Consider the following 16,350-nt stretch of genomic DNA (forward strand, 5'->3'; position numbering starts at 1 on the left):
AATCATGATTTACCAACAACTTTCGAGACTAATTAAGCAAGCCCTTACCATTGGTTTCATTGAGGAACATGATCAAATCTATGTTAGAAATCAAGTCATGCATTTACTTAACCTAACCAACTTCCCAGAAGATACCATTCCATCGATAGAGGATTCCATACCTAATTTGCTAGAAAGCATTGTAGAGTATGCAGCTCGCCATCAAGTAATAGAAGATATTTTTGAAGAGAAAGAAATGCTGGCTGCTTCCATCATGAACTGTTTTATGGCTCGTCCATCCGATATCAATAGAACGTTTTACGCAAAATACGAACAATCACCGCAAGCAGCCACGGATTATTTTTACCAGTTAAGTCAAAACAGTAATTATATTCAATTGAAACGAATACAGAAAAATATTCATTTTAAAACAAATACACCTTACGGAAAAATGGATATTACTATTAATCTTTCCAAACCAGAAAAAGACCCTAAGGAGATTAAACGGGAAAGAGAATTAAAGCAAGACCTAAACTATCCTAAATGTGTGTTATGTATTGAAAATGAAGGGTATGCTGGACGTGTGGGCTACCCAGCACGTGCCAACCATCGTGTAATACGGGTGCCATTATTGAAAGAGAATTGGTATCTCCAATATTCACCGTATGTTTATTATAATGAACATAGTATCTTACTTGCAGAAGAACATCGCAATATGAAAATAGATAAACAGGCATTTGAACGTTTGGTACAATTTACCGAAATGTTTCCCCACTACTTTATTGGATCAAACGCTGATTTACCAATCGTCGGTGGTTCCATTTTAGGTCATGATCATTATCAAGCAGGCAATTATAAGTTTGCCATGGCGCAAGCAGAAGATGCTTTTACCTTTGCATTAGATCCATATAAACATGTATTATGTTCCGTATTGAAATGGCCGTTATCTGTTATTCGGCTGCAAAGTAAAAACAAAGAACAATTAATAGCAGCAGCTAATTTTGTGCTGGAATCATGGAAAGGATATACAGACGAATCCGCCTCTATCTATGCCTTTTCAAATAACATTTCTCATAATACAATTACTCCAATTGCTAGACTACATACTAACGGCGTCCATGAATTGGATCTTGTCCTACGGAACAATCGCACCTCTGACGAACATCCCATGGGAATCTTTCACCCCCATGCTGATGTTCATCATATAAAAAAAGAGAATATTGGACTAATTGAAGTAATGGGGCTAGCTGTATTACCAGCTCGATTAAAGGAAGAATTAGCAGAGATTAAAAAATATCTGCTTGATGAAGCGTGCCATATTGCGGATTATCATCAAGCATGGAGTAAACAATTGAAAGAAACATATGGTTCTATTAAAGATAATAATGAAGCATTATCCATTATCATGGAAGAACTAGGAAAGAAATTCACTAAAGCCCTTGAAGATGCAGGCGTATTTAAAAACAAAGAGCAATTCTTACGTTTTATCAATTCATTAAATAGAAGTGACGATACAATATGAAGATACTAACTAAAGCAGTTACAGAAAAATGGAAAGAATATACATTAATAAATGACAAGCACATGTCCGTTAGCCTCTTAAATTATGGCGGTATCATCACAAAAATAATGGTTCCGGATCGAGATGATAATATAGAAAATGTCGTACTAGGATATAAAAATTATACAGATTATAATATCAATTCTGCTTTTTTTGGTGCATTGGTTGGTCCAGTAGCTGGTAGGATTCAAGGTGCTTCCTTTCAGCTCAATGGCAAGGAGTATTTACTGGAGAAGAATCACGGGCTTCATCACCTTCATAGTGGTGCAAACGGATTTCACCAGGTGATCTGGGATGTCCAACCATTGCAAACAGACGATACTGTTGGTGTGAAGCTGACGCATAATACAGCAGGTAGTAATGAATTTCCGGGTAATGTGTCTGTAGCTGTGACATACACGTTAACAAATAGAAATGAACTCACGATTCATTACCATGCAACTACCGATAAAACAACTCCAGTCGCTTTAACGAATCATAGCTATTTTAACTTAAATGGAAATGCAAAACACAGCGTGAAAAATCATGTTGTGGCATTTAATAGTGATTCATTTATTGAACTAGATCATGAATTAATTCCAACCGGAAAACAGCTCGATGTCAAACAGACAACTTTTAACTTCCGCAATGGGCGTTATCTAGCAGACGGCATGTTGACTCCTTCTGAACAGCATGAGATTGCAAGTGGTGGCTATGACCATTACTTTCTGTTTGATGGGATTGGAAATATACAGGTAACCGAAAAAAAATCCGGCCGAGTGATGAATATTACTACAAGCCAACCAGGAATGGTGCTATATACAGCAAATACTTTGGAAAAAGATATGAAGTTAGCCAACGGATTCGCTGACAAATACATGGGAGTATGCTTCGAAACACAAGGAACTCCAGCCTCTCTCCATCACAAGCAGTTCCCATCCATTCTTTTAGAGCCAAATGAAACATACCAGGAACAAACGGTATACTCCTTCCATATAAAGTGAAACTTCACTCCGTGGGGGTTATTGTTTATCCAGCACGGATGGTTCGTACCATAAGGGTATGACCTAAAGGCCCTTGAATCAATCGGACATCTACTGGCAGTTGGTCCCCAACTCATCCATATTGATGTCCCATTATTACTTGTAGAGGGATATTCCTACAAGGTTATATGTGGGACAAGACGGAGACAAAATTGTTTTGATCAGACAACAGCTAGATCTGATAGCTGCTCTGGATATATACGTCGCTTTTCCGCGAGCACATTGGTTAGCCTCCCTGTGCTAATGGTACTGGTGTTTCTCTAGTTGAATAAGAAAGACTTCGGGTAGCTCCTTCTGACGAGTAGCGAATAGAACGAAGGACATGAACCTTAAAAGATAATTTGTCGTTACCAGACTTCAGTATTCTAGAAAAGGAGATGTCCTATTTTTTTCAAACTATCATTCTACATGCCAATGCAATTAGTGAACTACTCCCACCACTTACCACCCTTACGGATTGCTTGAAGTGGGGGTTTCTTGGGTAATCGCCACTTTTAGTAGCTGACGAAATGGACCAAGCTAACCCTCTTGTTCCAAGAGTTTATATTTTATTAGGCACTTGCTAATAAGCGAATGCCTTCTTTTTTGATATTAAGCGCTGAATTATAATCTCTATCGAGATTTAGCCCACACGAACAAGCGTAAGTTCTAATTTCTATAGGCATTGGTTGGGTATTTCCGCAACTCGAACAAGTTTTGGTAGATGGGAACCATTTATCAATTTTGATAAGTTGTTTCCCTTGTTCTTTTAGTTTGTACTGTAAGAAAGAAGGGAACATTCCCCATCCATTATCAGCTACGCTTTTACCGAATTTAAGTGCTTGTGACATTCCTTTCATGTCTAAATCTTCAATCACAACAGCATCGAAGTTAGACACTAACTCCTTTGATTTATGGTGAAGAAAGTTTTTGCGTTGATTGGCAACTTTCTCTTGAATTTTAGCTACTCGAATACGTTGTTTATTCCAATTTGCAGAGCCTTTCTTTTTACGAGAAAGTTTACGTTGTTCTTTTGCTAATTTATTAAGTATTTGTCGATAAAACTCAGGGTAATTGGCTTTCTCACCCTCACTATTAACAAACAACCCATCCATTGAAAAATCTAAACCAACAACTTTTTCAATTTCCTTCCTTTTTATTTCCTTCTCGTACTCTGTAAGAATCGGAATATAGTTTTTTCCTGATGAAGTCATAGACAAGGTACAAGATTTGATGTGGTACTCCGAAGGAATTGCTCGATGTTGCTTGATTTTGACCATTTTTAATTTAGGTAATTTGATATGACCATCCAACAACTGAATATTTCTATTGACGACATTCGTTGTGTAGCTTTGTTTATGGTGTTTGCTTTTGAATTTTGGGAACTTGGCATTCCCTTTGAAGAAGGCTTTATATGCCTTATCTACGTTTAGTTGAGCGTTTGCCAACGCTAATGAATCGACTTCTTTTAGCCATTCGTATTCTTTTTTGTAATTGGCAGGAGTAGGATGTTTTACCGTTTTCCATGCTTCTTTATCAGCTTTTAGGCTTTCATACGTTTCTATATTTTTTTACTACTTCAATAGGCGAACCGCCAGTCGTCAACAAACACAAGCTTCTTGACCAAAACATTTCTTTCCATAACTTTTTACGAACATGAGGAAAATCCCTCTTGCTAAATCTTGAACTGGAACTTTTATAGGAATTGATGAATTTCGATCATTCACTATTGGATTGTGCTTTGAACAAAAAAGGAAAAAAAGGCCTTTGGGCTGTCGCCCAACCGAAACTCATCTCCCCCTTACCGTTGGGCTACGCATTTCACACGCTTGAGGATGGAGACTTCTTTCGGAAGTACGTTAAATTTCCCAGATTCAAGTACTATATTCATAGCGATAATTATATATAAATTGATTTTGCTTACGGTAAAAAGCTTGAGGAGTCGTTTTCATCATTAAATTACGAATACGACAAAGGAAAGGGTGCTCGAATTGCGCCATAATCCCTACTCGTCTGGAAATCTTGCTGATTTTATTTGCTCTATCTACTCTCTCTTTCTGATAAGCTTGTAATCCACTATCTGGATGATTGAATAAAGACATGCCTAGGATGTAGGCATCTTCAATTCCTTGACATGCGCCTTGTCCTAAGTTTGGTGTCATAGCATGAGCTGCGTCTCCAATAAGAGCAATATTGTCAAAAACATATTGGTCGATTGTAGGAATATCATAGATATCATGTTTTAGGACATGATTATTTTCGGTAAGCTTTACGAAGTCAGTAACATGCTGTGGGTAGTTTTCTAGGCGTTTGATCAAATCTGAAAGAAAATAATTAGATATAAGGTGATCATTTGGCCGAGTGTTAATAAGCATGTACCAGTATGCCTTTGTTTTAGATATCGGTAAATAACCAAAGCGTCCATTCGGTCCCCATAGTTCATGAAGTTCAGCGTTTAAATTCATGTGGTTGTCTATTTGGGTAACTCCTCGCCAACAAGTATAGCCTGCGTAACGAAGTGATATATTCGGCAGCAATTGCTTGCGAATAACAGAATGAATTCCATCTGCCGCGATTAACATGTCCCCTTTGACTTCTTCACCATCATTCATTAACACGGTGACTCCATGTCGATGCTGACGACATTCAACAGCTTTCTTTCCAAAGTAAACAGGGACTGATTTTAATTCCTCTAGAAGAATATGGTGTAAATCTGCACGGTGAATAGCGATTGTTTGTTCAGGAAATAGACTTTCATTAAGCTTTGATAACGTTTTCCCTTTATCAGAGGAAATAACAAAACGGTTTATGAACTGACCATGTTTTTTTAATTTTTGTGTTATCCCCCATTCCTCAAAAATACGGATAACGTTAGGCGCTAAAATAATTCCTGCTCCTACAGGTTCTAGTTTTGGTGCCTTCTCAAACACTTGTACATTCATTCCAAGTCGTAGAAGTGCTATGGCTGTACTTAATCCAGCAATTCCCCCACCTAAAATAATTACTTTTTTCATATACAAATTTTCCTCCTATTTTGTCATTAAAACATAAATAAATGTAAAACTAAGAAAAAGACAAAGGGGCGTATAGGCAATCGTATCCATTTTAGAAAAAGAAGTCCTTCGTACTTTTTTAAATAAACCTACATAATTAAAGTCACCGATGCCTCTAAGAGCAAAAACGAGAAAACAGAAAAAACAAAGGATACTAACTAGCTTCGTTTGCTTTACAAATGGGATAAGTGAGCTTTGAATGCCTAAGATGAAGCATGAACTAAAAAGGCAAACAGCCACTAAGAGTGTTACCCATTTCCCGGGGGTAAACTTGTGATGATTATGAACATCTTGAGGTATGACGGCACTTATTCCTTTTGTTCCCCCAAATGCCCAATAAACGTGAATGAAGGCTAGTAGAAGCAATATGAGACAAGAAATGATCGAAAAGAATATCATTGATCCTCCTCCTTATTCATAATAAATTGTTCGAGAAGCAGTGAAACTCTTCGGTTCACACTTTGAAGAAGTGTCGTTACGGATTGTTCATGATGTACCCACATCATCACCGATGTAAAGTACGTGCCTAAGAGAATAGAAGCAATATCTTCAAGTTCGCCATGAACTTTAATATGTTCTCGTTCTATTTCTTCCTTTAATAAATTCATTAACAGGTCTTTAAGTTGTTGAACCGCATTCATTTCATCATCAATAATTCCCGAGGTTTTGAACAATTCGGCTACAGCAAATTTCATTAATTTTGGGTATTCTTCATACCTCGTCGTTAAATCAGTAAATAATGTGATGATTTTCTGTTTTACATCCATATCTAAACTCTCTTGGATATTAGTTATCCGATCCATTTGCGATTGTCCAACAAATAAAAGAACAGATTCCTTCGTAGAAAAATAATTGTAAAACGTTCCTTTTGCAATCCCACATGCTTTGGTAATTTCAGAAACACTGACTTCATCAATACCTTTTTCAGAAAACAAACGAATAGACTCGAAGAAAATCTTTTCTTTTAGCTCTTTTTTTCTAGCTTCTCGTAACACATAAATCACCTCCACAATAATGACCATAGTCATAATTTGACTACGGTCATTATTTTATCATGCTCACCCGTTTATGTCACCAATTTATTGATTTTGATATTTAGTTGCGTCTTGCAAAGACAATATCGGCGATATAGCGCATCAGCATACTTAGCTACTTCCAAGCTTTAGTGCAGCGCATGTGAATAGAACGAAATAGTCATTTATATTATCAATGGATTAATGAACAAACACACGAGCCCCGTAAAACACTAGTAGCAGCAAGCCTCCCATCGTTTATAGAAAGCTGGGAGGCTTGCTGCTACTTCATTTATTTAAGATTGATTTGCTTGAAGTAAGTGAATAAAATGCGCTAAAATTCTTGCGGTTAATCCCCATATTACTTTATCATTATATTGATAAAACAGCTCATCTAGTTGACGAACTTTCCAATCATATTTCTTACCACCTTGAATTAAGTCATACGGAAAATTTGCTTCAGGAATCACTTGAAAATTCACTTTGTAAACCTCAGGTTCTGTTTCAAGAAAGTATTGAAGTGGTACCGTAAAAACTTCTTCTACCTCTGAACGATTAGCTTCTATTCCTTCTGGTTTCTTAAGCCGTCCAACAAAAGGATAAATAATTCTTCCAAAGTCTGATACCATATAATCTAATGGAATAACATCGTCAATTTCCTCCTCACGTATTCCTAATTCTTCAGCAGTTTCACGTATAGCACATTGTCTTTCATTTATATCGTCTTTTTCAACCCTTCCGCCTGGAAAGCAAATGTCACCCGGTTGCTGACGCATTTTTTTCGAACGGACTTCAAAAACAAGATGTGTTTCATTACTTATATCAACTAAAGGAAGTAATATAGCGAACTCATGAAATTTTTCACTACCTAAGATGGTAGGTTTTCGATCACTTAACCTAGAAATAACTTCTTTTGCATGCAAAATCCTCACCTCCAGTTAAAAAATCTATAGTGTACTGCTATTATACAATTCTCTTAATTTAATAAACAATTATTATACAAAAGTGCAAGCGCCCGATTAGAAACGTAAGGACTTGAGCGAATCAACAGAGATAAAGGAATCACGGTGAGTTTGTGAGCCGATGCTGACTTAGATTAGGGTGATTCGTAAAGTCTCCTAATTTCTGGGTGTTGGAGCTGGACGCGGTTCAACACGCTCCTATTTATCCACAAGCTCAAATTTTATAATTTCCTATTAATTTCCTAGACTAATACAAAACGGTCCAATATTAGTACCGTTCTCCGTTTATTGAGAAGAACTTTTAGAAAAACACTGCATAATAAAATGCATCCTCCATCGATGTAAATGACACTCTTATAAAATTCTCTGTTAATAATTGAAAGCAAATAAAAGGAGCCAACGATTCCTACGAGGACAGCAACAGCTGATACCCATGGAAGGCGGCTCAATCTGCAATTAAATAGCCATTATCGTTTTAATGTGATATCTACTACTATCGGAAGGTGGTCGGATGATTCAGAATAATGTACGTTGGAATTTTTATATGTCACATCTGATGAAGTTAGAATATAATCTATACGCTTCGTTGGATGGAGAACGGGATACGTATTAGCTTCAACTACATCTTTAAATGTATCTACAACGTTTAGCCCTGTCTGTAAACGTTCTAATTCTTTACTTTTAGGTTCTGCATTCAGGTCCCCCATTAATACGGTTGGTTCATTATAATAGGAGGAAATTTCTATAATTTCTTCCACCTGTCCCATTCTTTCTACATGACTTAAACTTAAATGCGTATTAAAAACAGTAAGATGTACTCCCCTTACATTAACCTTACCTATTAGTAAACCTCTTTGCTCCCCATCACTAGATAAATGTATATTCTTCGAATCTATAATTGGATACTTACTAAGTATAGCTGTGCCATATTGTCTATTTTCTACTTGTCCGGGGGCTGGCTTTAAATTTAAATTAGCTCCAAATGTATAATGGTATCCTACTAATTTTGCTAATTCTCTTGCTTGATCTACAAATTGGCTTCGTTCCCCAAAATATCGATCAACCTCCTGAATAGCAATAATATCAGCATTTGTCTCTTTAATCACATTTGCAATGCTTGGTAAGCTTAACTCATTATCCAAACCAACGGCATGATGAATATTATAGGACATCACTTTTACCGTGATATCTTTTCCGAAGCCCTTTGCATGAATATGTTCTGATAAAGCAAAGGATAGAATCAACATGAAGCTAAAACCAATAAAAACTCTCTTCAAATAACCACTTCCTTCTATCATTTCATATCTACATTCATTTACCTTTATTGTAACCAGAATAATCTTACAATATATTAAACTAGCTTAAAGCTACAGTTAATTTTATGTTAATTTGTTTTTTATTTTACATGTCGATATTTCCCGGGAAATAGAAAAACCTGACAAGCATACCCTCTTCATTCTACAAAGTCACTCCATCTTCGAATCTTCATAATGGATCTCTGCACCACTCTTGCTGGATTCATATACAGCAGTTAATATTTTCATTATTTCAACCCCATCATGTACAGGGCTTATTGGTTCTCTTTTTTCTTTGATACAAGTAATAAAATGATCAACTTCATTTTGAAACCCTTTAGTAAAATCAAAGGATAAATCATCTATTTGTGGGGTAATAGTTAAGATTGTGTCATTTTTTTCTGTAATAAGTCGGAGTTCAGGTTCTATTTCTGCGCCACCTTTATCTCCGAAAATCTGAACAGCCATGGCGTCTTCTTTTGCATGGAGTGTGAAGCTGGTATCTAGCAGTAACGATGCACCATTATCAAAACGAATCATTGCATTAGCTAAGTCTTCCACATTATTTTTATCTGGATCGTAGTCTGCAGCCTTATAGTAATCTTTGTGTTTTATATTCGAGCGATTTCCTAATTTGTAATATGTATTTCCACTAACCGATTTTACTTTTGGTTTCCCCATAAGGTACCAGCAAAGATCAATTATGTGGACACCTAAATCAATTAATGGTCCTCCTCCTGATCTTTCGTTATCTGCAAACCATCCTCCTGGATTACCTAATGCTCGTATACATGATGCCTTTGCATAATATATTTCTCCTAAATCTCCAGATTCAATAAATTTCTTTAATACTTGTGTATTTGTACCAAATCGACGTACAAACCCTACTTGTAGTACTTGTTCTGGATTGTTGTCTACCGCCTCTGCAACTGCCATTGCCTCTTTTACTGTTTTACACAATGGTTTTTCAACTAAAACATGCTTCCCAGCGTTTAATGCTTCAATAGCTATAGAAGCGTGTGTATTGTTCCAGGTACAAATACTAACAGCATCTACCTTCCTATCTGCCAACAGCTCCTTATAATCCGTATATACTGTTTTAGCTTGATACGCTGCTGCTTTTTCATGTGCACGTTGGTTATTATGGTCACATATAGCATAAATGTCTACATCACTATTATTTTTATACGATTGCAAATGCATATTAGAAATTGATCCAGCACCTATTAACCCAATTTTCAATTTATTCAATTATTAGCCCTCCCTTTCGTTTTCTAACGTTTAGGCAAAAGACAATATATTCATCTCATTTTTTGTCCTAATAAAATTGTAAATTTATCCCTTTAAAACTGGTAGTAAGACCACTACTTTGAGCAATAAAGTGAACCCTTTATTTAATTCTCCTCTTCCCATAACCTTTTTATATTATCCATACCAATTTTACATGCCTCTTTACACGCTTCCATTCCTTCAAATTCTAACGTAATATTATCATCATAACCAAACTGCTTAATCGCTTGAATTATTTCTCTAATATCGATATCTCCATGACCCACAATAGCGCCTCGCAAATAGTTTCCATTGGATGTTCGAATCCACTTCCCCGCTCCAGGGTTTTTCGATTGTGGCCGGTAATAAAAATCCTTAAAATGGATAAGTGAAGCGTAGGGGAGGTTTTTTTGAACTCCTACTATTGGACTTTCGTCGACACACATAAAATTACCAATATCTAATGTTGTTTTAAAGTTAGGTCTATCCACTGCTTGTAATACACGTTGCACACGGTCACTATGCTGTACAGCTAAACCATGATTCTCAATAGTTGTTGTAATTCCAAATGGAGCAGCATAATCCGCAATTCTCCTACTCCCTTCAACAATGTATTCTAACTTATTTTCAAAATAGGCAATCGTTTGTTCGTCTGAAGATAAATCAAAAGCTGTTACATCATGACGCATATGCTTTATATTCATATGCTTCATTAGGTCAACATGCTTTTTAACTCGATCTATTTCCGCTTCAAATGCCTCTTGTGAATCCTGAATAAAATTAGCCGGAATAGCATAGTTAGAAAGCTCTATCCCATAATATTCTGCCCTTTCACATAGCTGCTCTGCTAGTTTCCAATTATCAACCAATGTATATCCGAACGGAACTATTTCCATATGTTCTCCACCGTTTGCAGCAATCCATTGCACAGCATCCAACACACTCATTTCCCCCGTATTAATAACATCTAGTAAACTATACGTACTTAAACCTACTTTCAAAATGCTCACTCCTTTATTTCCACTTTAATCCTTTAAAGCAGTTGTAATTACGTGAAGGGTATGGTGTAATTCATGAAGCTCATCTTTTTGTGAAGCACCTGTCATCTTTATCACTTTTTCGAATGAAGCTCTATCCCAGTTATTCCACGAAGTAACGAGCATACCTGGCATATTTTTTAATTTTTCACGTTCCTGTGCTTGTTGTATTCCCTGTTCTAATAAATCTACTGCGGCATCTGTTTTATACCAGCAAGCTGGAATTACAGTGAAGCCCTTTGATATAAAATTACCAATAGAAGGGTATGCTGGAAGCTTATCATAATGCCAGTCTGTAATTACAATGTCTTTTGGAATATGGTCAATCGCGTCATGTGTTCCGAATGTATCCCCTTCCCACTCGTTATATCCAAATCTTTCACTGTCATTTAAACGATCTCCCCACATAAACATTTCTACATTATGTGTTCCAACTAAATGATGATGTAAATCATTTACTACGTTTGCAAATAACTTTGCTCTGTCTTTCCCACGGCATCTGGGACAGTTAGGGTTAACCATTTCAAAAACTTCATCCATGCCAACATGAAAGCCATCAGCATCAAACGCTTCTATAATTTCATCCATCAAATCATAGACTAATTGATGTATATCTGGATGTTCCGGACACCAGCTTCTACAAAAAATTTCAGGCCACACTGCATCGAGTGAAATTTCGGGCGTTTCGTCAAATTGTGGGTATGCCGTAAGTATCGAATTGCGTTTTCCGCCCCAACCCTGATGACCTAAACATTGAAATAACGGGATTAGTCTAATATTATGCTTTCGACATACGTCTGCAATCACCTTTGCATCCTGTCTCGTTAATGTACCCTCGGTTATCTCTGGATGTTTCTTAAAAACAAACGAGGTATTACATTCTAAAAATAGATAGTTAATCCCTTGCGGAACTAAAACATGATGAATAAATTCTATCAACGGTTCCACTAAGTCATGGGAACCAAATCGTAAATGAAAACCTCTAACCTTTGTTTTCTCCATTGGCATAACCTCCTTCATCATTTATTAAATGGGCTCCCTTTAACAAAATAACCGACTCTATTTAGCACAAATTCGCTAAACATTGAATTTGCCCATGAGAACCAAGGTCTCGTATAATCTGCTGGATTATCGACATGAAAGCCTTCATGCATTAATCCCGTATTTCCATCTGTTACTTTAAAGGCATTTAATATTTCCTCCTTTTCCTGCTCTGTCACTGCAGTCATCCCTTGAATTGCTAGCGCGATATGCCAAATATAATGCTCTGGTGTATGTGGACTTCCTATTCCCTTAGCTGCCTTGCCTTGATAATAATATGGATTATCTTTACTAAGTATGAATCTACGCGTATTTAGATAAATGGGATCGTTGATATCGCAATAACCAAAGTATGGAATGGAAAGTAAGCTAGGAACATTTGCATCATCCATCAGATTATAATTACCAAGACCATCCGTTTCATAAGCATAAATGGTTCCATACGTCGGATGTTGTACTTTAGCAAATTGTTCTATCCCTCGATCTATCTCATTAGCCAATCGAACTGCTTCTTCTTTGAGAAATCGATCATCTAGCACTTCATCTGCTATTTCTGCTAACTGTTTTAAGACGACGACAGCAAACATATTTGCCGGAATTAAGTAACCGTATTGACAGGCATCGTCACTTGGACGAAAACCACTCCATGTCATGCCTGTATAAGCTACAGGTGATCCCTTCCCATTATTCGAAAGTGTATCCTGTTTGGGACAATTGTCCCTTGCAAAATAGTAGGTGGAGTCAGCTTCGTGATCCTGCTCTGTTCGCCAAGTATCAATAATCCTCCTGACTGCTGCTAAAAATTGTGCATTAAAATGAGAGAGTCTTCCGGTTGATTTCCAAAACAAATAAGCCAGCTGTAATGGATAGCAAAGGGAATCAACCTCATACTTACGCTCCCACAGTAATGGAGTCATACTCGTTTGATCATCATGGTATCTGTTCCCATTCGCCGTTTCATTAAAGGCATTGGCATATGGATCATGCGTAATAAACATGAATTGCTTTTGCAATACGCCTTGAATCATATCTGCTATTTCATGATCCGTTTCTGCAAGTAATAAATACGGTCGTACTTGTGCAGCCGAATCTCTTAGCCACATTGCTGGTATATCCCCTGTGATCACGAAAGTAGTTCCATCTACTTGAGGGCAAATGGTTGTTTGGTAGGTGTTTGAAAAGCATTGCTCAAACATTGCTTGTATCTTATGATCTTGTTTAAAATGTCGTTTTACCATATCGATCATTTGCTTCATCGATATTGGTACATTTATTTCCACTATATCACCACATCCTTTCCATGTATTAGCAGTATTCATCTCAGCCCACTGAGCAACAAGCCGTTATTGGTATCAGCCAATACGGAATACGTTGTTTATAGTTTTTGTTTAGAAAAACCGATGGTAACAATTTCATGTTTTTTCACAGGAAATGAGCAGCTTGATTCGATTTCGTTCATGAAAGGACTTACTACTTCCTCCAAGACATTACTTCGATACATATAATTGCATGAAGCTGGTGAATGAACTGTTAAACGAGCGTCCCTATTCGTTAAATTGAATCCCCGAGCTATCACATCACTTGATTCATCCGATACTTTTAAAGAAGTAAATGCAAGTAAATTTGATTGCCATTCAACAAACGATTGAGCTGGAGGTAAAACTCCTTCCTGTATAGCTGCCTGCTTTACCGTTAGAGGTACTTGGTATTGATACGAGTCTTGAAATGACACAAGCTTGCTGCGCTCCCCTTCATGCGGATAGATACAAATGGAAGCCGTTTGCTCACCTAAACATTGAGCCTCAGGGGTTGGAAAGTATCCCCAATCTCCTAGTTCCCTTACAGATCGAAGTAACGTGATGGCAATTGTATTTCTTCCATCGCGTAATATTTCATACTCATTTAAACCAAAATTAGCGATCGTAAGCCCTTCCAATTCATTACTAACGTTTACAAATGCTTGCTGATGCTGGGAATAGTCTGGATTTGCCCAATCTTTTGCAGGCTCATTTGATCGCTCTGCTACTTCAAATACAGAGTCAGCATAATGCGTATCTGTTTGTATATCTGTCGGAAATAGCATTCGTAACCGATGATCCTTTGCCTGATTAGTAAAGGAAGTAGTAATTTGTACACCACGGTTATTTTTTTCCAATGTGACATAGGTCGTAATCGTATGAGTAATGGTATCCGTAACTCGTTTGGCTTGCCTCTCTGTAAACCAAACAAGCTCTTGCTGTTCCTGATCTAAGAGCTCAGAAGCACCTTTAGGTAGATCCCATTCATGAACAATTTGATAAACCGCACGAAAGGGACTATCCTTAATAATCGTTATTTCCGCTCTTGTATCCTTTGTTGTTAGAGGTGTCTCTTCTTTTGGCTGCTTGTACATATATTCGTTTCCAATGTCCCCCGTATCTTCATAGATACATAGATCCTTATAAATGCGGCCATTTTCTTTATTCGTAATAACCAGAGATCCATTTTCATTCATTTTTACATGTGTATATTTATTTTCCATTTCCCTTTCATTTATAACTAATGATTGATTGCTAGCCGTTTTTGATGCTCCTGAACGGTGTACCAATGCAAAGGTTTCATACCCTAGTGTCGGAATATTTTTCGCTTCAAATGTTAAACGCACCCGCCTCGCCATAAAGGGTTGTCTGAATTGGTTATCAGGTAGCTCATAATCAAAAGCTATCCCTAAATCTTCCCATTCACAATCCATTCTATTTCCATACGCATCTACCAATATTTTGGTACCTAATGGGAACGCTTTTAGCTGCTGTTTGTTTACTCCTGCAGAAAAATATTCTTTTCTCACATCTAAAACCACCGAAACAATTCCAGTACGAATTTGACCAGTTGTATTGTACACAGCGAAAGGAATAGCATCTTCTCCCCATTTGGTAAAGGTTGTCGTATCAATATTTCTTGTTACGCTAGCTAAACTCTTATCGATAATAACTTCTGCTACCTGCTGACACTTCTCGAACCGAGTAACCATCTCACGATGAACTTCATCCACACTACAGCCGCATATACTATCATGTGGATGATTCTGCATTAATATTTTCCAACCGTATTCAAATAAACCATGATCATATGTTTCTCCTTGTAAATAGGCAAAGGTAGCAAGAGGTTCTGCAACCTTTTCAAACAGCACCTGACTTTGCTGATTCATTTGTTTAATGTAAATACGGGACGATGCAGTGTTTACAAGTGTCCCCCAACCATCTGTATGCTGGCTTCTTAATTCTCCATCAATGATTTTTATATCACTTGGAATAGAAGATGCAAGCTTCTCACAATACGCATTAAAATTTGAATGCATAAAATCCACATCAGGATTTAATTTCTTAGCTGTTCGCAGGGCTTCGGGCAAATTAAGTTGGATAGGCTGATGGTCACAGCCATTCATTAATAGCAGATGTGGCGTGGATGCATACTCCTTTAATGACTGAAGCTGCTTGTCCCAATAGTCTTGAGCTAATTTTTTAGCTACTGGTACTTCATTTCCATTACAATACCAATTGGCGAATAAGATACCAAGTACAGAAGAACCATCTGGGGAACGCCACAGCATCTCTGAATAAGGAGATTCATAACTTGTATCTTCCTGAACCACATTATTGAATCCTGTGGGCTTTACTCCTCTCCCGAAAACGGCATGATGAATCCCTGCCTGGCTTAATAACTGTGGTGCCTGACCAATATTACCAAAAGAATCCGGAAAGTATCCTACATTGGAAATTCCTCCCCACTCCTTCGAATCTTTCATTCCATATAATAAATTTCGGACATTGGATTCACTACTTGTTAAAAATTCATCCTGTAGAATATACCATGGACCAATATATATCCGCCCTTCTTGAATGAACTGTTTTAGTTTCTCTCTCATTTGCGGACGTACTTGCAAATAATCTTCCAATATTATTGTTTGACCATCTAAATGAAAACTTTTAAAATCAGAATCATTTTCTAAGACTTCTAAGAGCTGATCCATTAATTTGATGAGATACATATGATGCTTCTCATATGGCAAATACCATTCCCTATCCCAATGTGTATGTGAAATGATATGAACTGTCTGGTTACCTTCCAATTGCAATCCTCCTTGATAATAAATCTTCAAT

Annotated in this window: 12 protein-coding genes and 2 pseudogenes; 2 read left to right on the forward strand and 12 right to left on the reverse strand. The window is 37.1% G+C overall.

The window, feature by feature from the left end:
- The first annotated feature begins 4 nt into the window (after positions 1-4).
- Both JUJ52_RS01495 and JUJ52_RS01500 read left to right on the forward strand, forming a co-directional pair.
- Positions 5-1,501: a UDP-glucose--hexose-1-phosphate uridylyltransferase gene (locus JUJ52_RS01495; protein WP_205389042.1), complete on the forward strand. Its 1,497-nt coding sequence runs from the start codon at positions 5-7 to the stop codon at positions 1,499-1,501.
- Positions 1,498-2,523 (forward strand): aldose epimerase family protein, encoded by a 1,026-nt coding sequence (locus tag JUJ52_RS01500; RefSeq protein WP_205389044.1) that lies wholly within the window; start codon positions 1,498-1,500, stop codon positions 2,521-2,523. The genes JUJ52_RS01495 and JUJ52_RS01500 overlap by 4 nt, the downstream gene beginning before the upstream one ends.
- 590 nt (positions 2,524-3,113) lie before the next feature.
- Here the strand turns inward: JUJ52_RS01500 and JUJ52_RS01505 are convergent.
- The 12 genes and pseudogenes from JUJ52_RS01505 to JUJ52_RS01555 all read right to left on the reverse strand — a co-directional run.
- Positions 3,114-4,103: pseudogene (locus JUJ52_RS01505) on the reverse strand (RNA-guided endonuclease TnpB family protein); the annotation flags it as partial.
- Positions 4,093-4,290: pseudogene (locus tag JUJ52_RS01510) on the reverse strand (transposase); the annotation flags it as partial. The pseudogenes JUJ52_RS01505 and JUJ52_RS01510, both read right to left, overlap by 11 nt.
- Before the next feature lie 125 nt (positions 4,291-4,415).
- Complete coding sequence (locus tag JUJ52_RS01515) at positions 4,416-5,555, reverse strand: FAD-dependent oxidoreductase (protein ID WP_205389046.1); 1,140 nt, start codon at positions 5,553-5,555, stop codon at positions 4,416-4,418.
- A 15-nt stretch (positions 5,556-5,570) separates the two neighbouring features.
- Positions 5,571-5,993, reverse strand: a complete 423-nt coding sequence (locus JUJ52_RS23660; protein ID WP_026682534.1) for a DUF3995 domain-containing protein — start codon at positions 5,991-5,993, stop codon at positions 5,571-5,573.
- Positions 5,990-6,589: a TetR/AcrR family transcriptional regulator gene (locus JUJ52_RS01520; RefSeq protein WP_205389047.1), complete on the reverse strand. Its 600-nt coding sequence runs from the start codon at positions 6,587-6,589 to the stop codon at positions 5,990-5,992. The genes JUJ52_RS23660 and JUJ52_RS01520 overlap by 4 nt, the downstream gene beginning before the upstream one ends.
- Positions 6,590-6,903: 314 nt before the next feature.
- Positions 6,904-7,530: an NUDIX hydrolase gene (locus tag JUJ52_RS01525; protein ID WP_026682535.1), complete on the reverse strand. Its 627-nt coding sequence runs from the start codon at positions 7,528-7,530 to the stop codon at positions 6,904-6,906.
- Positions 7,531-8,036: 506 nt separating this feature from the next.
- Positions 8,037-8,846, reverse strand: a complete 810-nt coding sequence (locus tag JUJ52_RS01530) for an endonuclease/exonuclease/phosphatase family protein (RefSeq protein ID WP_226983557.1) — start codon at positions 8,844-8,846, stop codon at positions 8,037-8,039.
- A gap of 189 nt (positions 8,847-9,035) precedes the next feature.
- Positions 9,036-10,115, reverse strand: coding sequence for a Gfo/Idh/MocA family protein (locus tag JUJ52_RS01535; RefSeq protein ID WP_121603855.1), 1,080 nt, complete (start codon positions 10,113-10,115; stop codon positions 9,036-9,038).
- A gap of 143 nt (positions 10,116-10,258) precedes the next feature.
- The gene (locus JUJ52_RS01540) at positions 10,259-11,134 is read right to left on the reverse strand and encodes a sugar phosphate isomerase/epimerase family protein (protein WP_026682537.1); all 876 of its coding nucleotides are present in this window, start codon (positions 11,132-11,134) and stop codon (positions 10,259-10,261) included.
- Between the two features lie 24 nt (positions 11,135-11,158).
- Positions 11,159-12,172: a family 20 glycosylhydrolase gene (locus JUJ52_RS01545; protein WP_051388433.1), complete on the reverse strand. Its 1,014-nt coding sequence runs from the start codon at positions 12,170-12,172 to the stop codon at positions 11,159-11,161.
- A 17-nt stretch (positions 12,173-12,189) separates the two neighbouring features.
- Positions 12,190-13,530, reverse strand: a complete 1,341-nt coding sequence (locus JUJ52_RS01550) for a glycoside hydrolase family 125 protein (protein WP_374487842.1) — start codon at positions 13,528-13,530, stop codon at positions 12,190-12,192.
- 56 nt (positions 13,531-13,586) lie between these two features.
- Positions 13,587-16,319 (reverse strand): alpha-mannosidase, encoded by a 2,733-nt coding sequence (locus tag JUJ52_RS01555; protein ID WP_205389051.1) that lies wholly within the window; start codon positions 16,317-16,319, stop codon positions 13,587-13,589.
- Between the last annotated feature and the right edge of the window lie 31 nt (positions 16,320-16,350).

Source organism: Virgibacillus sp. AGTR (assembly GCF_016919725.2).
In the GTDB taxonomy this organism is placed as follows: domain Bacteria; phylum Bacillota; class Bacilli; order Bacillales; family Amphibacillaceae; genus Virgibacillus; species Virgibacillus salarius.